This is a genomic window from Lentzea albida (genome assembly GCF_900111005.1).
Taxonomy (GTDB): Bacteria; Actinomycetota; Actinomycetes; order Mycobacteriales; family Pseudonocardiaceae; genus Lentzea; species Lentzea albida.
Map to the genome: position 1 here is coordinate 445,503 of NZ_FOFV01000003.1, position 19,373 is coordinate 464,875.

The window sequence follows — 19,373 nt, forward strand, 5'->3', positions numbered from 1 at the left end:
CGCCGTCGCGCCTCAGCGGTGCGCGGCCTGACCCGTCGGGCGCAGCAGGATCTCGTTCACGTCCACAGTGGACGGCTGGGACACGGCGTACAGGACCGCCCTGCCCACGTCCTCCGGTTCGAGCTTCGGGTCGTCCACACGCGACGCCGGGATGGCGTCGGTGTCGACCAGGCCCGGCTGGACGACCGTCACCCTGACGCCGGTGCCGACGGCCTCGGCGCGGATCGCCTGGGCCAGGCCGGTGATCGCCCACTTCGTCGCCGAGTACAGGTTGCCCGGCCGCACTCCCCTGCCCGCGGCGGAGCCCGTCAGCACCAGGTGGCCGCCGGCGCGCATCAGGGCGGGCATCGCGGCGCGGGCCGTGAAGGCCGGGCCGCAGACGTTCGTCACGACCATGTCCGTCCATTCGGAAGGCTCCGCACCCGACGAAGAGACGAACGACGTGTCCACCGAAACGCCCGCGTTGGCGTACACCACGTCGATTCGTCCCCAACGCGATTCCACCCGGGACATGAGATCTTGCACGGAATCCCACGAAGACACGTCGCATCGGGCGTCCCAGCCGCGATCGCCGACAGATTCTTCCGCGGAACGCGAGGCCCTGACCACGCGATACCCCGCCTGGGCTGCGAGAACGGCGGTGGCCGCCCCGATTCCGCGGGAGGCACCGGTCACGACGAAGACTTGTTCCATGATCGGGAACCCTAGTCAGGGAAACGTCAGTGGCGCCTGTTTTGATACCGCGCATGACATTGAACCGCAGGTCCGTGTTCGGGCTGGGAACCGTCGCGGCCGCGACGGCCGTGCTCGGCTCCCACGGTGCAGCACAGGCGCAGGAAGACCCGGAGGCCGAGATCGAACGCTCCCCGGCGACGGCCGACCGGTCGCGCAAGCGCGTGGCGCAGGTGTACCGGCGGCAGACCCGCAAGGCGCGGGGCAGCTGGTCGTCGCTCATCACCGTCGCCGACCTCGACGGCACCACGAAGGCCGCGGTCGACGAGGAAGCAGACAAGGTCGTCGAGGCCTACAGCGTCAACAAGGTGGCCGTGGCGGTCGCCGTGCTCGACAAGGTGGACCGCGGGCTGATCAAGCTCGACGACAAGGTCACCGTCTCGGCCGCGATCGTCATCCAGGACACCGACGGCATCTTCGCGCTCGACGGCGCGTACCCGAGCGAGGTCACCGTCGGGCACGCGCTGGCGAACCTGCTGACGGTCTCCGACAACACCGCGGTCCGGCTGTGCGGCCTGGTCGTGCCGGCGCTGGAGCTCAACGAGATCCTGCGCTCCAAGGGTTTCGTGCACACCCAGGTGGTGCCGGTCGCGAACCCGAACCGGTTCTTCCTCGGCACCACGACGGCGCGCGAGACGCACACGTTGCTGCAGAAGCTGGTCGACGGGCAGCTGCTGTCCGCCGCGTCCACGGCGTACCTGCTCAACATCCTGCGCGCGACGGCGAGCTTCACCGACGGCGTCCGGCTCCACCTCACGACCAACGAGCGCCTGCGCGTCGCCACGAAGGCCGGCTGGTTCGCCGACGGGCGCAACGAGGCCGGGATCATGTTCAGCGCGGACGACCGGGCGATCCTGATCTACTCGATGTTCGCGTCGGGCGAGTTCTCCGGCGACAAGGCCGTCAACGAGGAGGACTTCAGCACCACCCACCCGGCCGTGGCGGCTCGCGCGGAGCTCGGACGGTCCATGTTCGACGCGGTCATCAGGATCACCACGACGCGTCCGAGGCACCGCGCGAAGGTCTACCGGTTCTTCAACGGCGGCTGATCTCCTGAGAATTCTCTGAAATCGCGGGCCCCGGGCCCGGACTTTCGGCTATACAGGCTCCAACGCCGGGGTCGGTCGTCGCCGCCGTCGACGACCGGCTTCCCGCGTCGCTGTTACAGCGCCGGTTCCACAACGTCGTGGTACCCGCGTTTCACCCGCTCGATCACCTCGTCGAAGTCCGCCGCCCAGATGCCGGCGTTGAAGATCTCGACCTCCACGTCCCCCGCGTACCCGGTCGCCGCGACGTGCCTGGTCAGGCGGTCCAGGTCGATGTCGCCGTCACCGGGGTAGCCGCGGCCCAGCAGCACGTCCGCCGGCACGGGCGTGAGCCAGTCGCACACCTGGTACGACGCGATGTGCGGCCCCGCGCGCACGATCTGCGCGTCCAGGTCGGGGTCCCACCACACGTGCAACGCGTCCACGACGACGCCGACGGAGGAGTTCTGTTCGGCGAGGTCGAGCGCCTGGGACAACGTCGACAGCACGCCGCGGTCCGCGCAGAACACCGGGTGCATCGGTTCCAGGGCCAGGGTCACGCCCGCCCCACCCGCGTGGACCGACAACTCCGCGATGGCGTCGGCGACGCGCTGACGTGCGCCGACGAGGTCCTTGTCGGGCTGCACTCCCCCGACGACCATGACCAGCACGTCCGTGCGCAACGCCGCCGCCTCGTCGATCGCGCGGCGGTTGTCGTCCAGGGCGGCGCGGTTGTCGACGGCCGTGAGGAACCCTCCGCGGCACAACGACGACACGCGCAGACCGGCGTCCGCGACGAGTTTCGCGGTGCGGTCCAGGCCGTGGTCCGCGACCGGTTCGCGCCAGAGGCCGATCGACTCGATGCCGTGCCGCGCACAGCCTTCGACGGCCTCGGCGACGGTCGCGCGTTTGATCGTGGCCTGGTTCAGCGAGAGGCGAGCCACTGCTGCCACCGCCGTTCCGCGAACTCCGGGTCGACCACGCCGGCGATCTCCGCGAGGCGTTTCGCCTCGGCGAGGTGTTCCACGCTGCGCGCGGACTCCAGGCCACCGAGGAGCTGGAACCGCTCCTGGTGCCCGGCGAGCCACGCCAGGAACACGACACCGGTCTTGTAGTAGTACGTCGGCGCGCTGAACAGGTGGCGGGACAACGGGACCGTGGGCGCCATGATCCGGTGGAACCCTTCGGTGTCGCCTTCCGCGAGCTTGGCCAGGGCGCGGGCCGCGACCGGCGCGATCGGGTCGAAGATGCCGAGCAGCGCGTGGCTGAAGCCCTCGGAGTCGCCCGCGATCAGTTCCGGGTAGTGGAAGTCGTCGCCGGTGTAGCAGCGGACTCCCGGAGGCAGTGCGCGCCGCAGCCCGATCTCGTGGCCCGCGTCTAGCAGCGAGACCTTCACGCCGTCGACCTTGTCCGGCCGCGAGCGGATGATCTCCAGGAAGTGGGCCGTGGCCCGCGGGACGTCGGCCGCGCCCCAGTACCCCTCGAGCTTCGGGTCGAACGCGGTGCCGAGCCAGTGCAGCACCACCGGTTCGCTGACGCGGTCGAGCAGCGTGCCGTAGACCTTCTCGTAGTCCTCGGGCCCCCGTGCGGCCGCCGCGAGCTGGCGCGAGCACATCAGCACGGGCTGCGCGCCCGCCTCCTGGACGACGTCGAGCTGCTCCAGGTAGGCGTTCAGCACGTCGTCGAGGGTCGCCTCACCGGTCAGGTGGTCGGTCGCGACGCCCGCGCAGATCCGGCCGGCCTTCTCGGCGGCGCTGCGGCGGATCAGCTCGGCGGCCGTCGGCCAGTCGAGGCCCATGCCGCGTTGCGCGGTGTCCATGGCCTCCGCGACACCCAGGCCGTGCGACCACAGGTGGTGCCGGAACGCGAGGGTCGCGTCCCAGTCCACTGTGCTCTCGTCCTCGGCCACGACGTGCGCCGCGGCGAACACGATGCGGTCACCTCGATCCGGGCTAGACACCCTCGATCTCCACCCGTCGACCCTCCGAAGAGGACTGGAGTCCGGCGGCGGCCAGTGCGACGCCGCGTGCCCCGGCGCGGAAGTCGTGCGGGAACGGCGCGCCCTCGTGGACGTGGCGCAGGAACTCGGCCCACTGCACCTTGAAGCCGTTGTCGAAGTCCTCGTTGTCCGGCACCTGCTGCCACTGGTCGCGGAACGGGTGCGTGACCGGCAGGTCCGGGTTCCAGACGGGCTTCGGCGTGACGGCGCGGGGCTGCACGAAGCACTCGCGCAGGCCCGCGACCGCACTCCCCCCGGTGCCGTCCACTTGGAACTCGACGAGCTCGTCGCGGCGCACCCGCACGCACCACGACGAGTTGATCTGGGCGATGACGCCGTTCTCGATCTCGAAGATGCCGTACGCGGCGTCGTCCGCGGTGGCGGAGTAAGCGTTGTTCTGCTCGTCCCACCGCGTCGGAATGTGCGTGACGGCCTTGGCGGTCACCGCTTCGACGCGGCCGAACAGGTCGTGCAGCAGGTAGCTCCAGTGGCAGAACATGTCCGCGACGATGCCGCCGCCGTCCTCCGCGCGGTAGTTCCAGCTCGGGCGCTGCGCGGCCTGCCAGTCGCCCTCGAAGACCCAGTAGCCGAACTCGCCGCGCACGCTGAGGATCCGGCCGAAGAAGCCGCCGTCGATCAGCCGCCGGAGCTTGCGGATGCCCGGCAGGTACAGCTTGTCCGCCACGACACCGTGCTTCACACCCTTCTCGTCGGCCAGGCGTGCGAGCTGCAGCGCCTCCTCGACCGTTTCGGAGACCGGTTTCTCGGTGTAGACGTGCTTGCCGGCCTCCAACGCCTTGGTGATCGACTCGACGTGCCGCGACGTGACCTGCGAGTCGAAGTAGATCTCCACGGACGGGTCCGCGAGCGCCCCGTCGAGGTCCGTCGTCCAGTGCGCCAGGTCGTGGCGCTCGGCGATCTCCTTGAGCTTGTCGGCGTTGCGGCCCACGAGGACCGGTTCCACCTTCAGCACGGTCCCGTCCTGCAACCGCACGCCTTCTTCGCGCAACGGCAGCAGGGAGCGGACCAGGTGCTGGCGATAGCCCATCCGCCCCGTGACGCCGTTGACCGCCACTCCGATGGTCCGAACCGCCATCACACCTCCCTGGTAGCAGCGCTGGAAAGCGCTTTCCCGCCACGCTAATCACGGTGCTTCGCGGACGTCAACCTCCCCGCGAGTTAGTCTCAGCGCTCACATGCGTGTTGACGGAGGTGGTCGTGTCCGCCCGACAGGTGACGCTCGCCGAGGTGGCGAGGCAGGCGGGTGTGTCGTTGGCGACCGCTTCTCGCGTGCTCAACGGCAGCACCCGGCAGGTGAGCGGGAACCTGAGCGACCGCGTCCTGCGCACCGCCGAGGAGCTCGGCTACGTGCCGAACGCGTCGGCCCAGGCGCTGGCCCGCAACTCCAGCTCGCTCGTGGGACTGGTGGTGCACGACATCACCGACCCGTACTTCTCGTGCATCGCGGCGGGGGTGACGCGGGTGGCCGAGGAGGCCGGGCTCGTCGTCGTCCTCGGCACGACCGGGCGCCGTCCCGAACGTGAGGCGGAGCTGCTGTCCACGCTGCGAGCACATCGGGCCCGTGCGGTGGTGCTCGCCGGTTCGCGCACCACGGACCGTGCGGCCCAGTCACGGCTCGCGGCGGAGATCGACGCGTTCACCGAGCAGGGCGGACGGGTCGCTTGCGTCTCGCAGGCGAAGCTCGGCACCGACACGGTCGTGCCCGGCAATCGCGCCGGAGGGCGCGCGCTCGCCCGTGCGCTGGCCGAGCTCGGGCACAAGAAGTTCGCCGTATTGGGTGGTCCTTCCGAACTCGTGGTGGCCCGCGACCGACTCGCCGGGTTCAAGGCGGGGCTGAACGACGCCGGTGTCGCGCCTCCCGTGGTGATCAACGGGGCTTTCACCCGCGACGGCGGGTACGCGGCCGCGATGGAGCTGCTGGCGTCGAAGTCGCGCGCCACCTGTGTGTTCGCCGTGACCGACGTGATGGCGATGGGCGCGATGGCGGCGTTGCGCGAGCGTGGCGTGCGGGTGCCGGAGGACATGTCGATCGCCGGGTTCGACGACATCCCGACGCTGCGCGACACGGTGCCCGCGCTGTCCACCGTGCGGCTCCCGCTGGAGGAGATGGGCGAGATCGCCGCAGGTCTCGTGCTGGACGGCGGGGGTGACGAGGCCCGCACCGTCCGCGTGGCGGGTGAGGTGGTGCTCCGGGCCTCGACTGCCCACAATTAGACTCGTCTGGCTGTTCACGCACTTAGTCACGAGGAGTTGAGCCGTCCCCATGGGGTCTGGCCCTGACTGGCATACCAACCCGGTCGACCGTTCGCGCTGTTCGGGAGCGCACAGGTGACCGGAACACTTCTGAGCCTGCTCGGTCTGCTCGCCGTCGTGGCGCTGACCGCGGGCACCTTCATCGCGGTGGCGGCGGAGTTCTCGCTGACCGCGCTGGAACGGAGCACCGTCGAACGCCACGTCGCCGAGGTCGGTGACGCGAAGGCGCGGACCATCGACCGCGCGCACCGCACCCTGTCGTTCCAGCTCTCCGGCGCGCAGCTCGCCATCACGCTGACCACGCTGATCACCGGGTACATCGCGGAACCCGCGATCGCGAACCTGATCGAACCCGGCCTGACCGCCGTCGGCGCGTCCGAGCCGGTGGCCGACTGGCTGTCGCTGGCGCTCGCGCTGGCGATCGCCACGGCGTTGTCGATGGTGTTCGGCGAGCTCGTGCCGAAGAACCTCGCGATCGCGAAGCCGCTCGAGACCGCGCGGGGCGTGGTCGGGTTCCAGGCGGCGTTCTCGACGGTCTTCCGCTGGCTGATCAACGCGATGAACAACTCGGCGAACTGGCTGGTCCGGCGCCTCGGCGTCGAGCCGGTCGAGGAGCTGGCGTCCGCGCGGTCGCCCGAGGAGCTGGGCGCGCTGGTCCGCACGTCGGCCGAGCACGGCACCCTCGACGAGGGCACGGCCGCGCTGCTGGACCGGTCGCTGCGCTTCGGTGACCGGACGGCGGGCGAGCTGATGACGCCGCGCGTGCGCGTGGAGGCCCTCCGCGCCGACGCGACGGTGGCGGACCTCGTGCTGAAGGCGCGCGAGACGGGTTTCTCGCGGTTTCCGGTGCACAACGGGTCGCTGGACGAGGTCAGCGGCATCGTGCACGTGAAGCAGGCGTTCGCCGTGCCGACCGCTCTGCGCGCATCTACGCCGCTGTCGGCGGTGGAACGGCCCGTGTACTCGGTGCCGGAGACGCTGGAGGGCGACGCGCTGCTGGACCGGCTGCGGGCGTCCGGGCTGCAGACCGCGCTGGTCGTGGACGAGTACGGCGGCACGGCCGGCATGGTGACGCTCGAGGACGTGGTCGAGGAGATCGTCGGCGACGTGCGCGACGAGCACGACCGCGGTGAGGCGGCGCCGGTGCGGTCGCTGGGCAAGGACAGCTGGATCGTGTCCGGCCTGCTGCGCGACGACGAGGTGGCCGACGCGACCGGGTTCCAGATGCCCGAGGGCGACTACGAGACGCTGGCCGGCCTGGTGCTGGCGCGGCTCGGGCGGATCCCCGACGTCGGCGACGAGATCCGCGTCGACGGGTGGAGGGTGACCGTCATGAGGATGGACAAGCACCGCGTGGCCGAGCTGCGGGTGGTGTCGTCCTCATGAACTTCCTCGTCATCGCTTTGCTGCTGGCGGGCAACGCGTTCTTCGTCGGTGCCGAGTTCGCGGTCATCACCGCGCGCCGGGACAGGCTGGAGGCGTTGGCGGACAAGGGTTCCTCACGGGCCCGCACCGCGATCAAGGCGTCGCAGCAGCTGCCGTTGCTGATCGCGGGCGCGCAGTTGGGCATCACGCTGTGCTCGCTGGGACTCGGTGCGATCGCCGAACCCGCTTTGGCGTCCGTGCTGGAGGGGCCCCTCGGCGCCGTCGGGCTGCCGTTGGCCGTGGTGCACGGTGTGGCGTTCGCGGTGGCGTTGGTCATCGTTGTCGCGCTGCACACGATCCTCGGCGAAATGGTGCCGAAGAACCTCGCGATCGCCGGTCCGGAACGGGCCGCCGTGTGGCTTGTTCCCGTGCACTACGGGTTCTCGCGGATGATCGCGCCGGTGCTCGCGATGTTCACCGCCGTGGGCCGGTGGGTGCTGCGCCGCTTCGGCGTCGAGCCGGTCGACGAGTTGGAGTCGGCGTACACGCCGGACGAGCTCTCGTTGCTGATCCGCCAGTCGCGGTCGGAGGGCCTGCTGGAGGACTCGGAGCACCGCCGGCTCGCACAGACGCTGTCGTCGGCCGAGCGCACGGTGGCCGACGTCCTGGTGCCGCTCGAGAAGCTCACGACGGTGCCCGCGTTCCCGACCGTCGGAGACATCGAGGCCGCCGTGGCCGCGACCGGCTTCTCGCGCTTCCCGGTGCTCGCCGACACGGGCCTGGTCGGGTACCTGCACGTCAAGGACGTGCTGGACCTGGAGGGCGGGACGACCTCGGTGCCGCGCGACCGCGTGCGCGGTCTGCCGGACGTGCCGGTGGACGCCCGCCTGGACGAGGCGCTGGCGGCGTTGCGCCGGGCGCAGTCGCACCTCGCGCGGGCGGTGAACGGTGACGGCACCCTGCTCGGGGTGGTGGCGCTGGAGGACCTGCTGGAGGAGTACGTGGGCACCGTGCGCGACGGCACCCACGTGCGGCGGGGCTAGAGCGCTCGGGGTTCGGGCGCGGTGCGGATCTCCAGCATCGTGCAGCCGTGGTCCGTCCGGTACGGGCCGTGGGGCATGCCGGGGCGGCGGCTCGTGAAGTCGCCGGCCCGGAACGTGCTCCCCAGGGTCAGGTCGGTGAGGTCGCCCTCCAGCAAGTAGACCTCCTCGTGGTAGTCGTGGCGGATCACGTCGTGGGTCACGTGGCCCGGTTCCCAGCGCGCGATCCTCGTCAGGGTCGAGGTGTCCGGGTCGCGGCTCAGGACCCGTTCGGTGACGCCCGGTCCGGCCGGGCGCCAGTCGACGGTGGCGACGGGGAAGAACTCGCGCTCCTCGCGCATCACAGCCTCCGGTTCGCGAGCACGGGCAGTTTCGCGCGGACGTCGTCCACGAACTCGGCGTCCACATCGGACAGGATCGTGCCGGGGGCGCCTTCGAGGCGTTCGCGCACGACGCCGAGCGGGTCGACCACGGCGCTGCGGCCGATGCCCGTGGGGGCGGAGCCGTGGTCCTGCAGCGGGTCCGCCTGGCCGCAGGCGAGGACCCAGGAGGTGGCGTCCAGGGCGCGGGCCTGGACCAGCAGGTCCCACTGTTCGGCCTTGCCGGGGCCCGCTCCCCACGAGGCACCGAGCAGGATGACGGGCGCGGTGGTGGCGAGGACGCGGAAGAGTTCGGGGAACCGGACGTCGTAGCAGGTGGCGAGGCCGATCGTGGTGCCGTCGACCTCGAACGTCACGGGCTTCTCGCCGGGGGTGACGCCGTCGGACTCGCGGAAGCCGAACGCGTCGAACAGGTGGATCTTGTCGTAGCCGAGGTGCAGGCCGCCGCCCGTGACGAGCGTGGTGTTGGCGACCCGCTCGCCCTCGCCCGGGGTGAACATGCCGGCGACCACGACGACGTCGTGCTCGTCGGCGATCTCGCGGACCGCAGTCGCCCACGGGCCGTCGAGGGGTTCGGCGACCGGGCCCAGTGGCACACCGAAGCGGCACTGGGTGGCTTCCGGGAACTGCACGACGCGTGCGCCTTGTTCGGCGGCACTGGCCACATGGGCACGCACGGTGGCAAGGTTCTCCTGCGCATCAGCGGTGGAGCTGATCTGGCAAAGCGCGAAGCGCATGATCCTCCTCTGGTATACATGTTGTATGCAAGGTGCCGACCCGTTGTCCGGCAGGGAAAAGGCCTACGAGTTCCTCAAGGACACCATCCTCGCCGACCCCGAGATGCAGGGGCGGTTCATCAGCGAGCAGGACGTCGCCAACCAGATCGGCGTCTCCCGCACGCCGATCCGCGAGGCCCTGCTGCTGCTCGCGGCCGAGGACCTGGTGCAGCTCGTGCCGAAGAGGGGCGCCTACGTCGCGCCGTTGTCCTCGCGGCAGATCAGCGAGCTGATGGAGCTGCGCGGCATCGTCGAGCGGTACGCGGCCGAGCGCACGATGACCGAGGGCACCGTGCCGCTGCGGGGCATGCAGGAGCTCGTCGAGCGGCAGCGGTTCCTGGTCGAGGACGCGCGGCAGTTCATCGACGTCGACCGGCAGTTCCACGCGCTGCTGGTCGCGGCGACGGGCAACGAGCTGCTGACGAAGACGTACGAGGGGTTGCGCGCCCGGCAGGTGCGCGCGGGTGTGGTCGCGCTGTACCGGGCGCACGGCCGGCAGCAGGCCGTCATCGACGAGCACAACGTGATCGTGGCCGCGCTCGAGTCCGGGGACGTCGAGGCGGCCACGGCGGCGATCACCGCTCACTTGGACACCACGTTGAAGGTGCTGCTCAACGGCTGATCCCGGATCTCGGACGCGATCTCCTCCTCCGGGCGGGGGTCGCGGCCGAGCCACAGGCCGACCAGCGTCACCACGCACGCCACCGTGACGTAGAGGCCGACGACGACCCACGTGCCGAACCCGGCCAGCAGCGCGGTGAACAGCAGCGGGGCGATGGCGCCACCGATCACGCCGGCCAGCGTGTAGGCGAGCGAACTGCCGGTGTAGCGCAGGCGTTCGGTGAACTGCTCGGCGATGAACGCGGCCTGCGGCCCGTACATGAACGCGTGGAAGCCCAGGCCCACGACGACACCGACGACGATCAGCGGCCACGACTTGGTGTCGATCAGCGGGAACAGCACGAACGGCCACACCGCTCCGAGCACCGCGGCCACCGCGTACAGACCGCGGCGGTTGACCTTGTCGGACAGCCAGCCGGCCAGCGGCATCAGGAACAGCTGGAAGCCCGAGGCGATCAGCACGGCGACGAGGCCGACGTTGCGCGGCAGGCCCAGCTGGGTCGTGAGGTAGGTCAGCACGAAGACGGTGTGCAGCGCGTAGAGGACGTCCGGGCCGACGCGGCACAGCACGGCGGCGACCAACGGCCGGGTCTGCGTGCGGAACACCTCGCTGATCGGCGCGGACGGGCGGTCGCCGCGCGCCTCGATCGCCTTGAAGACCGGGGTCTCCTCCAGCTTCACGCGGATCCACAGGCCGAAGATGACGAGCACCGCGGACAGCAGGAACGCCACGCGCCAGCCCCAGGACATGAAGGCCGCGTCCGACAGCGCCACACCGAGCAGCGCGAGCACGCCGTTGGCCATCAGGTTGCCGGCGGGCGGGCCGATCTGGGCGGCACTCGCCCAGAAGCCGCGCTGCTCCGGGTTGCCGTACTCGCTCGACAGCAGCACGGCGCCGCCCCACTCGCCGCCGAGGCCGACGCCCTGCGCGAACCGCAGCAGCACGAGCAGCACACCGGCGGCCGGGCCGATCGCGGCGTGCGTCGGGAGCAGACCGATCAGCAGCGTCGCGATACCCGTGATCAGCAACGTCGTGACGAGCACGCGTTTGCGGCCGATCTTGTCGCCGAGCCGGCCGAACAGGAACCCGCCGAGCGGCCGGGACAGGTAGCCGACGGCGTAGGTCGAGAACGCGAGCAGCGTCGCGGTGAGCGGCTCTTCGCTGGGGAAGAACAGCGGGCCGAGCACGACGGCGGCGGCGACGTTGTAGATCGCGAAGTCGTACCACTCCAGGGCGGTACCGGAGAGCGAGGCGACGAACGCCCGCACTAGGGCCGAACGTGGCACGTCTTGCGTTGCCGTGGCAGTTGAGGATCCGGGGGACATGCGGTAATACTGCCTGTATACAACTCGTATGCGCAAGGAGTACCGCATGTCTACTGTTCGTACACAGGCCGCTGTCCTGGCTTTCGACCTGCCCGACGGCACCGTCGCCGAGGTCGCCGTGACGACTCTGCTCAACGGCGGGTATGCGGGCCGCAGCCAGGACGACGTGGCCGCTCACGTGCGCGAACTCGCCGAGCTGGGCGTGCCGGCGCCCTCCGTGACGCCGAGCCTCTACCCCGTGTCGCCGTACCTCGCGCAGCAGACGTCCGCGGTTCCCGTGCAGCACGGCCGGACCTCGGGCGAGGCCGAGTGGGCGCTCGTGGTCACCGATTCAGATGTCCTGCTGACGGTCGCATGCGACCACACGGACCGCGCGCTGGAAGTCCACGGCGTCGCGTGGAGCAAGAACGCGAGCCCCGACGTGCTGGGCCGCAGGGCGTGGCGCCTGGCCGACGTCGCGGACCGGATCGACTCGATCGAGCTGACCGCGTGGGCGGACGGCGTGGAGATCCAGCGCGGCACGCTCGCCGAGCTGCTGACCCCGCAGTACTGGGTGGAGCGGTTGCGCGACCTCGGCCTGCTCGAGCCCGGCACCGTGCTGCTGTCCGGCACGATCCCGATGCACCACGACGTGGACCAGTTCGCGTCGAAGTGGCGTGTGGAGCTGCGCGACCCGGCGACCGGCGACGTCCTCGACTGCGAGTACGAGGTGACGAAGCTGCCCGACCCGATCGGCTGAGCCTGGTATGTCTCCAGGGAACCCGTGTCGATCCGGGCAACGCCTCCCCGACGTCCTCACGAAGGACCGACAACGGGGAGGCAAGGGAATGGGCAAGGTCTACACGGGCGCCAGCACCTCGATCGACGGGTACGTCTCGGGGCCGGACTTCTCCGGGTTCGACAGGCTCTTCGCCTGGTACGAGGCGGGCGACGTGGCGTTCACGGTGCCGACGGGAGCGATGACCGTCCACCTCACGCCCGCCAGCGCGGCCCACTACAGCGGGCTGATCGAGGCGACCGGCGCGTTGGTCGTCGGGCGCAGGCTCTACGACTTCACGAACGGCTGGGGTGGTCAGCACCCGATGGGCGTGCACACCGTCGTGCTCACCCATCGGCCGTTGGAGGACAACGAGCACTTCACGTTCATCAACGGCAGCATCGAGGAAGCCGTCGCGGTAGCTCGGAAGCACGCGGGTGACAAGGGCGTCGGCCTGAACTCCGGCGAGATCGCGCGCCAGGCCATCGACGCGGGGCTGGTCGACGAGATCTGCCTCGACCTGGTGCCGGTGATCCTCGGCGGGGGCACACCGTTCTTCGCACCGGGCAGGGGGTACGAGCTGGAGGGGCCGGTCTCGGTGATCGAATCGAAGTCCGTCACCCACCTGCGGTACAAGGTGAGGTATGGAGCTGCGGAGACTGACTGAGGACGACGCGGACGAGTTGACCGAGGCCGTCACCGAGTCGTTGACGCACCTGAAGCCGTGGGCACCGTGGGCGGCCAACGGTTACGACGTCAAGACCGCCCGCACCTTCCTCCGCGAGGCCGCGGAGGCCTGGGAGAGCGGAACGGCCTTCCCCCACGCCATCACCGTCGGCGGCGCGATCGTCGGCGTGGTGACGGCGATGCGCCGCGCAGAGGACCTCGTGGAGCTCGGGTACTGGCTGCACGCGGAGCACACCGGCCGCGGTCACGCCACCGCCGCGGCCGCGGAGCTCGTCGAGTTCGCGTTCGCGCTGGACGGCGTGCGCCGGGTCCAGATCTGGCACGACGAGGCCAACGCGGCGAGCAGCGGTGTGCCGCGGCGCCTCGGGTTCACCGAGGTCGGCCGCCGCACACCGGCGCGCGAGCCCGCGATCGGCAGGCGCGTCGGGGTGGACGTGGTGTGGGAACTACGGCGTGAGGACATGCGCTCACAAGACCGGTGATCCTCAGGAGGACAGGGACGCCTTCACCGCACGGGTGCCCTCGTCGGCGAGCACCTCGTCGTCCCCGTTCTCGATCGCCCGCAACACCTGCGAGACGACGTCCTCGGGCGCGATCTTGGGCGCGGTGACCTCCGCGGCCATGTCGGTGTCGATGAAGCCGGCGTGCACGGCGATGACGTGGGTTCCCTGCTCCCGCAGGTCGTCGCGCGTCGACCTGGTGAGCGACCAGGCCGCCGCCTTGGACGCCGCGTAGCCGCGCCAGGCCGGCCGGCTGAGCCACGACACGATGCTCAGCACGTTGACGAGCGTGCCGCCGCCGTTGGTCTTCAGCACCGGCGCGAACGCGTCCGTGGTGCGGACGAGCCCGTAGAAGTTGACCTCGAACTCCGCCCTGATGCCGTCGAGGCCCGCGTCGGGGACGAGCACGCCGGCGTTGTTGATGACGATCGTGACGTCACCGAGCTCCTTCGCGGCAGCGGCGACGGACGCGTCGTCGGTCACGTCGAGCTGGACCCCGATCACGCCCTCGTCGACGACGGTCGCCGGGTTCCGCGCGCCGCCGTAGACCTTCGCGCCGCGCTTCACGAACTCCTGCGCGAACACCCTGCCGAGCCCGCGGTTGGCTCCGGTCACCAGCACCACTGCACCGTCGAATCCCATGACTACCTCCTGAGTTGGACTTCCCAACTCACGTTAGCGAGGTAAGTTGGTTTTGCCAACTCACTGCTAGGATGGTCACATGGCACCCCGAAGCTGCTCCGTGGCGAACGCGCTGGAGGTCGTGGGCGAACGCTGGTCGCTGCTGGCGTTGCGCGAGGTCTTCTTCGGCAACACGCGGTTCGACCAGATCGTGGCGAACACCGGCGCATCCCGTGACGTGCTGACCGTGCGCCTGAAGAAGCTGGTCGCCGCGGGCCTGCTGGAGAAGCACCAGTACTCCGAGCACCCGCCGCGGCACGAGTACCACCTCACCGACACGGGCCGGGCGCTGCACAACGTGTTCCTGATGCTCAAGGAGTGGGGCGACGACTACGTCACGCAGGGGCCCCTCCCCCTCGTGTACCAGCACTCGTGCGGCCACGTGCTGGAGCCGCGCGTCGTGTGCGCGCACTGCGGTGAGGAGGCGACCGCCGAGTCGCTCAGCCGGGTGGGAGAGCCGGTCCACTAGGTTGGGCGGCATGAGTGACGAGGACGAGGACGAGTTCGCCGAGGACGACGACTTCGAGGACGAGGAAGACCCGGACGACCTCTTCGCCGTCACGCCCGAGCCGCGCACGGTGTGCCACCTGTGCGGGGGTGCGAGCTACATCGCGGCGCCGACGCTCGCGATCATCGGGGGCGCGCCGCGGACGGTCGACAACGGGCGGGAGTGCCCGCACTGCAACGGCGCGCGGACGTTCACCGGGCTCGTGCCGCCGCTCTAGCGCTCGCGTACGGTAATCGCCCGTGGAGGTCCTGACCCGAGCCCAGTGGCACGAATCGCGTGACGCGCACGTGGAGCGCATGCGCCGGTTCACGGGTCCGCACCAGGAGCGGAAGCTTCGCAAAGAGAAGCACCCGGTGATGGACTTCCTCTTCACCTATTACAGCCATCGGCCCGTGCGGCTCGAACGGTGGCATCCCGGGCCCGGTGTCGTTCTCGAGGACGCCGACGAGTACCTGGAGTTCCCGCACTACAAGCGGGTCGACGAGGGCGTCACGCTCGACGTCGAGAGCTTCCTCGGGCAGCGCGCCAAGACGCTGGAGTTCGTCCAGGCGCTGCTCACGGCGACGCTCGGCCGTCCCGCCCGGCTCGGCTGCTTCGGGTTGCACGAGTGGGCCATGGTCTACCGGCAGCAGCCCGAGGAGGTCCGGCACAACGCGTGGCCGTTGCGGCTGGGCAGCGACGGCACCGACCAGGTGGTCGAGGCGAGCCGGATCCAGTGCGGGCACTTCGACGCGTTCCGCTTCTTCACGTCACCCGCTCGGCCGCTCAACGCTCTGCAGCCGACCCGTGACGACCAGTTGGCGAACGAGCAGCCGGGTTGTTTGCACGCGAACATGGATCTGTTCAAATGGGCCTATAAAATGGAACCCGCGACGCCCTCGGAGTTGGTGGCCGACTGCTTCGAACTGGCCGCTGACGTGCGCGAACTCGACATGCAGGCATCGCCCTACGACCTGGAGCAACTCGGGTACGGGCCGGTGCGGATCGAGACCGCGGAGGGGCGCGCGGAGTACGTGCGACGGCAGGCCGCGTTCGCCGAACGGGCCCAGCCGTTGCGGGAACGGCTCGTCTTCGTTTGCCAGTCGATACTTGCAGTGACTTCACTCTGCTGAACGAGTTCACCTGTTAGCGTGACTGGCGGTCGTCGGGGGCCGCTGAGTAGTTGTGAGGGATCGATGTCTCGACACCGCGCTCTGCGGGCGAAGGTGAAGCGCGGAATCGCCAAGTGGCCCGTGCTCATCGTCGTGCTCGTGGTGCTGATTGGTCTCAGCTGGCTCACGCTGTCCTGGGCCGGCGGCGTGCTCGACAAGCGCTCCCAGGCTTTGGCCCAGAACTGCAGCGAGGGCGACTCGGTGCTGCGCGTGGCCGTGACGCCCAGCGTCGCCGAGGCCGTGCGGGACGTCGCGCAGGCGTACAGCGCCACCCGGCCCGTCGTGTACGACCACTGCATCGCGATCGAGGTGACGTCCGCGGACTCCTCCGCGGTGCTCGAGGGCCTGACGACGACCTGGGACGAGTCGAAGCTCGGCAAGCGGCCTCACGCGTGGCTGCCCGACTCGACGCTCTGGGCGAACCGGCTCACCGCGCTCAACGCGAAGCTCGTCGGCTCCGCGCCGAAGTCCGTCGGCACGTCGCCGGTGCTGCTCGCCGCCCCCGAGGCCGCCGCGCCGGTGCTGAAGGACTTCCGCTGGACGGACATGCCCGAGGTGACGGACTGGGAGAAGTACGGCCAGTCGTGGGGCCGGTTCAGCGTCGCGATGCCGGACCCGGCCGCGAACACCGCCTCCGCGCTCGCGATCCAGTCCGCGCTCGCGGGCGGTGTGGGCCCCGTGACGGCGGAGTCGCTCGGGTCGGACGCCTCGAAGGCGGCGCTCACCAAGCTCGCGGCCGCGGTGCCGCCGGAGGTCCCGCCGACGACCCGGGACGCGTTGCGGCGCCTGGGCGACAGCGCGACGGTCAACGCGGCGGGCTTCTCCGTCACGCCGGTGTCCGAAGTGGACCTGTTCAAGCACAACACGGGCAAGGAGGCCCCGTCGAAGCCGTTGGTCGGCGTGCTTCCGGCCGGACCGGCCCCGGTGGCGGACTTCCCGTACGTCGCCCTGGGCGGCACGGAGGTCGGCGAGGCCGAAGTCCGTGCGGCGCAGGCGTTCCGCGACTTCATGACCGAGCCGTCGCAGCAGGCGATCCTCGCGAAGGGCGGCCTGCGCGTCGAGTCCACTCAGGACCGCCCGTCGCCGTCGCCGGGCGTCTCGTGGGCCCCCGTCACGGAGAACCTCGTCGCCGCCGACGCCACGACCACGCAGCAGATCTCCTCCGCGTGGCAGTCCGCCGACCGCGGCGGGCAGGTCGTCACGGTGCTGACGGACGTCTCCACGTCGATGAAGCCCAGGCTGGACAAGGTGAAGGCGGCCCTGCGCGGCCAGGTCGACCGGTCGGTCTCCGGCTCGTTCGGGCTGTGGGAGTTCGCGCGCGACCTCGACGGCTCCAAGCCGTACAAGCAACTGGTCGCGACCGCCGCCGTCAGCGACAAGCGCGACGCGTTGCGCCGGTCGATCGACGCGCTCAAGACCGCGGAGGGTTCGCAGCTCTACAGCGCGCTGGCGGCCTGCTACGAGACCGCGCACGACGGGTTCGTGGCCGGGAGGGTCAACCGGGTCGTGGTGATCACCGACGGCAGGTCCGACGGCGGCATCGACCTGAAGGCGCTCAAGTCGCAGCTGCACGGGACGGACCTGCCGGTCAGCTTCATCGCGATCGGCGGTGACGTGGACAAGGACGCGCTGACGGACATCGCGCAGACGACCGGCGGGTCGGTGTCGGTGGTGGAGAACGAGAACGGCGTGGAGGCCGCGCTCGGTCAGGTCCTGTCGACCAAGGCCTGACCGGGGCGCGGGGTCAGGCCGCGTTGAAGCGGTCCGGGTCGGGGCCGGTGCGGGTGCCGTTGTCGAGTTCGGTGATCACGAGCATGTCGTCCTGGGCCAGTTCGAAGTCGAAGATGTCGATGTTCTCCTTGATCCGGTACGGGGTCACGGACTTCGGGATCACGACCAGGCCGAGCTGGACGTGCCAGCGCAGCACGATCTGGGCCGGCGTCTTGCCGTACTTGTCGGCGAGGCCGGTGATGTCGGGCTCGCGCAGCAGCGCGCCCTGCCCGAGCGGCGACCACGCCTCGGTGACGATCCGGTGCGTGACGTGCACCTTGCGCATCTCTTCCTGCTGCAGCAACGGGTGCAGCTCGATCTGGTTCACCGCCGGGGTGGTCGGGAACTCGTCGAACAGGCGCTGCAGGTGCGGGGTGTGGAAGTTCGAGACGCCGATGGCGCGCACGCGGCCGTCCGCGTACAGCTGTTCCAGCGCGCGCCAGCTCTCGGCGTAGAGGTCGCGCTGCGGCGTGGGCCAGTGGATGAGGTAGAGGTCGAGCACGTCGCGGCGCAGGCGGCGCGCGCTCTCGTCGAACGCGCGCAACGTCGAGTCGTAGCCCTGGTCGGCGTTGCGCAGCTTGGTGGTGACGAAAAGGTCGGGGACGCCCGCGATGGCGTCGCCGACACCGGACTCGTTGCCGTAGGCCGCGGCCGTGTCGATGCTGCGGTAGCCGGCCTCGATCGCCGTCGTGACCGCACCGGCCACCTGGTCCTCCGGCACCTGGTAGACGCCGAAGCCGAGTTGGGGGATCCGTACTCCGTTGTTCAACGAGATCAGCGGAACCATGCGGGTAGCTTCGCACCGTTGTAGACGTCCCGCATCGCCTTGATGGTTCCGATGAACTCCTGCCGGAACTCGTTCGGTGCCAGCACTTCCACGTCCGCGCCGAATTTGAGCAGGTCGGCCGTGGCGTGCCTGGTCGACTCCGTGGGGAAGCCGAACTCCTCGCCGGGGTCGGGCGCGAGCTCCCGGATCGCGCGCGCCTGGTAGCCGCTGAGCAGGTACTGGGTCTTGTCGAGGCCGGAGCGCGTCATGCGCACGGTGACGCGTTCGCCGTACATGCGCGCCTCGAACCGCTCCGACCACTCGGCCCAGAAGCGCGCGAGGTCGAAGTCGGCGGGACGCTCGAACGTCTCCGGCAACGCCTGCAGCGCCAGCACGCGGGAGACGCGGTAGGTGCGGCCGCTGGCGACGAAGTACCAGGTGCCCGCCTTCAGCACGAGCCCGTACGGGTCGGCCTCGCGTTCGACGACCTCGTTGCCCCAGCGCCGGTAGGTCATCCGCACGCGGCGCTGTTCCCACACGGCGTCGGCGATCGTGGCGAGGTGCTCGGTGGGTTCGTCGCCGCGGAACCACGTCGGGGTGTCGAGGTGGAACCGCCTGCGGATCTGCTCCGCGCGGGAACGCAGTTCGGTCGGCAGCGCGGCGAGGAGCTTCAGCTGGGCGGCGGCCGCGAACTCCCCCAGCCCGAGCGCCTCGGCGGGGCCGGGCAGGCCCGCGAGGAACAGCGACCGCGCCTCGCCGGTCGTCAGGCCCGTCAGGCGGGTGCGGTAGCCGTCGACCAGGCGGTAGCCGCCCGCCGGGCCGCGGTCGGCGTAGACGGGGACGCCGGACGCGCTCAGGGACTCGATGTCGCGGTAGATCGTGCGCGGCGAGACCTCCAGCTCCTCGGCCAGTTCGTCGGCCGTCATGCGGCCCCGCGACTGCAGGAGCAGGAGGACCTGGAGGAGCCTGCCGGATTTCACGGGATGAACCTGACACGATCTGTCAGGAATTGCCA

Annotated in this window: 22 protein-coding genes; 12 read left to right on the plus strand and 10 right to left on the minus strand. The window is 70.3% G+C overall.

Translation table 11 applies throughout. From position 1 onward, the window contains the following. Nucleotides 1-12 precede the first annotated feature (12 nt). Entirely contained in the window at nucleotides 13-693 is a 681-nt protein-coding gene (locus BMY74_RS11120; RefSeq protein ID WP_425434832.1) for an SDR family oxidoreductase, read from the minus strand. Nucleotides 694-746: 53 nt separating this feature from the next. On the opposite strand from BMY74_RS11120, the gene BMY74_RS11125 reads away from it, so the two are divergent. Continuing rightward, nucleotides 747-1,781, plus strand: coding sequence for a serine hydrolase (locus BMY74_RS11125; RefSeq protein WP_177229687.1), 1,035 nt, complete (start codon nucleotides 747-749; stop codon nucleotides 1,779-1,781). A gap of 113 nt (nucleotides 1,782-1,894) precedes the next feature. Here BMY74_RS11125 and BMY74_RS11130 read toward each other — a convergent pair whose 3' ends face one another. The 3 genes from BMY74_RS11130 to BMY74_RS11140 are packed head-to-tail and all read right to left on the minus strand — an operon-like array spanning nucleotide 1,895 to nucleotide 4,852. Then, nucleotides 1,895-2,710, minus strand: coding sequence for a sugar phosphate isomerase/epimerase family protein (locus BMY74_RS11130; RefSeq protein WP_089913787.1), 816 nt, complete (start codon nucleotides 2,708-2,710; stop codon nucleotides 1,895-1,897). Then, complete coding sequence (locus BMY74_RS11135) at nucleotides 2,683-3,717, minus strand: dihydrodipicolinate synthase family protein (protein ID WP_089913790.1); 1,035 nt, start codon at nucleotides 3,715-3,717, stop codon at nucleotides 2,683-2,685. Before BMY74_RS11135 ends, BMY74_RS11130 begins: the two co-directional genes overlap by 28 nt. Then, nucleotides 3,710-4,852: a Gfo/Idh/MocA family protein gene (locus tag BMY74_RS11140; RefSeq protein WP_089913793.1), complete on the minus strand. Its 1,143-nt coding sequence runs from the start codon at nucleotides 4,850-4,852 to the stop codon at nucleotides 3,710-3,712. The genes BMY74_RS11135 and BMY74_RS11140 overlap by 8 nt, the downstream gene beginning before the upstream one ends. A gap of 122 nt (nucleotides 4,853-4,974) precedes the next feature. Here BMY74_RS11140 and BMY74_RS11145 point away from each other — a divergent pair, with 122 nt between their 5' ends. The 3 genes from BMY74_RS11145 to BMY74_RS11155 all read left to right on the plus strand — a co-directional run bounded on the left by BMY74_RS11145 (nucleotide 4,975) and on the right by BMY74_RS11155 (nucleotide 8,438). After that, nucleotides 4,975-5,991 (plus strand): LacI family DNA-binding transcriptional regulator, encoded by a 1,017-nt coding sequence (locus BMY74_RS11145; RefSeq protein ID WP_089914321.1) that lies wholly within the window; start codon nucleotides 4,975-4,977, stop codon nucleotides 5,989-5,991. A 114-nt stretch (nucleotides 5,992-6,105) separates the two neighbouring features. Beyond that, nucleotides 6,106-7,416, plus strand: a complete 1,311-nt coding sequence (locus BMY74_RS11150; protein ID WP_089913796.1) for a hemolysin family protein — start codon at nucleotides 6,106-6,108, stop codon at nucleotides 7,414-7,416. Continuing rightward, nucleotides 7,413-8,438 (plus strand): hemolysin family protein, encoded by a 1,026-nt coding sequence (locus BMY74_RS11155; RefSeq protein ID WP_089913802.1) that lies wholly within the window; start codon nucleotides 7,413-7,415, stop codon nucleotides 8,436-8,438. The genes BMY74_RS11150 and BMY74_RS11155 overlap by 4 nt, the downstream gene beginning before the upstream one ends. On the opposite strand, the gene BMY74_RS11160 is transcribed toward BMY74_RS11155, so the two are convergent. Both BMY74_RS11160 and BMY74_RS11165 read right to left on the minus strand, forming a co-directional pair. Beyond that, nucleotides 8,435-8,776, minus strand: coding sequence for a cupin domain-containing protein (locus BMY74_RS11160; protein ID WP_177229688.1), 342 nt, complete (start codon nucleotides 8,774-8,776; stop codon nucleotides 8,435-8,437). The genes BMY74_RS11155 and BMY74_RS11160 overlap by 4 nt on opposite strands. Further along, nucleotides 8,776-9,552 carry a carbon-nitrogen hydrolase family protein gene (locus BMY74_RS11165; RefSeq protein WP_089913808.1) on the minus strand — a complete coding sequence of 259 codons (777 nt, stop codon included), beginning with the start codon at nucleotides 9,550-9,552 and terminating at the stop codon, nucleotides 8,776-8,778. Before BMY74_RS11165 ends, BMY74_RS11160 begins: the two co-directional genes overlap by 1 nt. Before the next feature lie 43 nt (nucleotides 9,553-9,595). Between BMY74_RS11165 and BMY74_RS11170 the strand changes: the two genes are divergently transcribed. Continuing rightward, a complete protein-coding gene (locus BMY74_RS11170; RefSeq protein WP_245786036.1) occupies nucleotides 9,596-10,213 on the plus strand; it encodes a GntR family transcriptional regulator in 618 nt (205 codons plus the stop codon). Here BMY74_RS11170 and BMY74_RS11175 read toward each other — a convergent pair. Beyond that, entirely contained in the window at nucleotides 10,174-11,538 is a 1,365-nt protein-coding gene (locus BMY74_RS11175) for an MFS transporter (RefSeq protein WP_089913814.1), read from the minus strand. The genes BMY74_RS11170 and BMY74_RS11175 overlap by 40 nt on opposite strands. 46 nt (nucleotides 11,539-11,584) lie before the next feature. On the opposite strand from BMY74_RS11175, the gene BMY74_RS11180 reads away from it, so the two are divergent. The 3 genes from BMY74_RS11180 to BMY74_RS11190 all read left to right on the plus strand — a co-directional run bounded on the left by BMY74_RS11180 (nucleotide 11,585) and on the right by BMY74_RS11190 (nucleotide 13,464). Beyond that, a complete protein-coding gene (locus tag BMY74_RS11180; protein ID WP_089914323.1) occupies nucleotides 11,585-12,277 on the plus strand; it encodes a DUF2848 domain-containing protein in 693 nt (230 codons plus the stop codon). Nucleotides 12,278-12,365: 88 nt separating this feature from the next. After that, nucleotides 12,366-12,962 carry a dihydrofolate reductase family protein gene (locus BMY74_RS11185; RefSeq protein ID WP_089913817.1) on the plus strand — a complete coding sequence of 199 codons (597 nt, stop codon included), beginning with the start codon at nucleotides 12,366-12,368 and terminating at the stop codon, nucleotides 12,960-12,962. Beyond that, nucleotides 12,940-13,464 (plus strand): GNAT family N-acetyltransferase, encoded by a 525-nt coding sequence (locus BMY74_RS11190; protein WP_089913820.1) that lies wholly within the window; start codon nucleotides 12,940-12,942, stop codon nucleotides 13,462-13,464. Before BMY74_RS11185 ends, BMY74_RS11190 begins: the two co-directional genes overlap by 23 nt. 3 nt (nucleotides 13,465-13,467) lie before the next feature. Here BMY74_RS11190 and BMY74_RS11195 read toward each other — a convergent pair whose 3' ends face one another. Beyond that, nucleotides 13,468-14,124 (minus strand): SDR family oxidoreductase, encoded by a 657-nt coding sequence (locus BMY74_RS11195; RefSeq protein ID WP_089913822.1) that lies wholly within the window; start codon nucleotides 14,122-14,124, stop codon nucleotides 13,468-13,470. A 79-nt stretch (nucleotides 14,125-14,203) separates the two neighbouring features. On the opposite strand from BMY74_RS11195, the gene BMY74_RS11200 reads away from it, so the two are divergent. From BMY74_RS11200 to BMY74_RS11215, 4 genes are all read left to right on the plus strand, one after another. Further along, entirely contained in the window at nucleotides 14,204-14,632 is a 429-nt protein-coding gene (locus BMY74_RS11200; RefSeq protein ID WP_089913825.1) for a winged helix-turn-helix transcriptional regulator, read from the plus strand. A gap of 10 nt (nucleotides 14,633-14,642) precedes the next feature. After that, nucleotides 14,643-14,888 carry a hypothetical protein gene (locus BMY74_RS11205; RefSeq protein WP_089913829.1) on the plus strand — a complete coding sequence of 82 codons (246 nt, stop codon included), beginning with the start codon at nucleotides 14,643-14,645 and terminating at the stop codon, nucleotides 14,886-14,888. 79 nt (nucleotides 14,889-14,967) lie between these two features. Continuing rightward, nucleotides 14,968-15,783 (plus strand): 3-methyladenine DNA glycosylase, encoded by an 816-nt coding sequence (locus BMY74_RS11210; RefSeq protein ID WP_245786059.1) that lies wholly within the window; start codon nucleotides 14,968-14,970, stop codon nucleotides 15,781-15,783. A gap of 63 nt (nucleotides 15,784-15,846) precedes the next feature. Further along, complete coding sequence (locus tag BMY74_RS11215; protein ID WP_089913835.1) at nucleotides 15,847-17,553, plus strand: substrate-binding domain-containing protein; 1,707 nt, start codon at nucleotides 15,847-15,849, stop codon at nucleotides 17,551-17,553. A 13-nt stretch (nucleotides 17,554-17,566) separates the two neighbouring features. Here the strand turns inward: BMY74_RS11215 and BMY74_RS11220 are convergent, their stop codons facing one another. Further along, entirely contained in the window at nucleotides 17,567-18,379 is an 813-nt protein-coding gene (locus BMY74_RS11220) for an aldo/keto reductase (protein WP_089913838.1), read from the minus strand. Continuing rightward, nucleotides 18,367-19,338, minus strand: a complete 972-nt coding sequence (locus BMY74_RS11225) for a helix-turn-helix transcriptional regulator (protein WP_089913841.1) — start codon at nucleotides 19,336-19,338, stop codon at nucleotides 18,367-18,369. The genes BMY74_RS11220 and BMY74_RS11225 overlap by 13 nt, the downstream gene beginning before the upstream one ends. Nucleotides 19,339-19,373 lie beyond the last annotated feature (35 nt).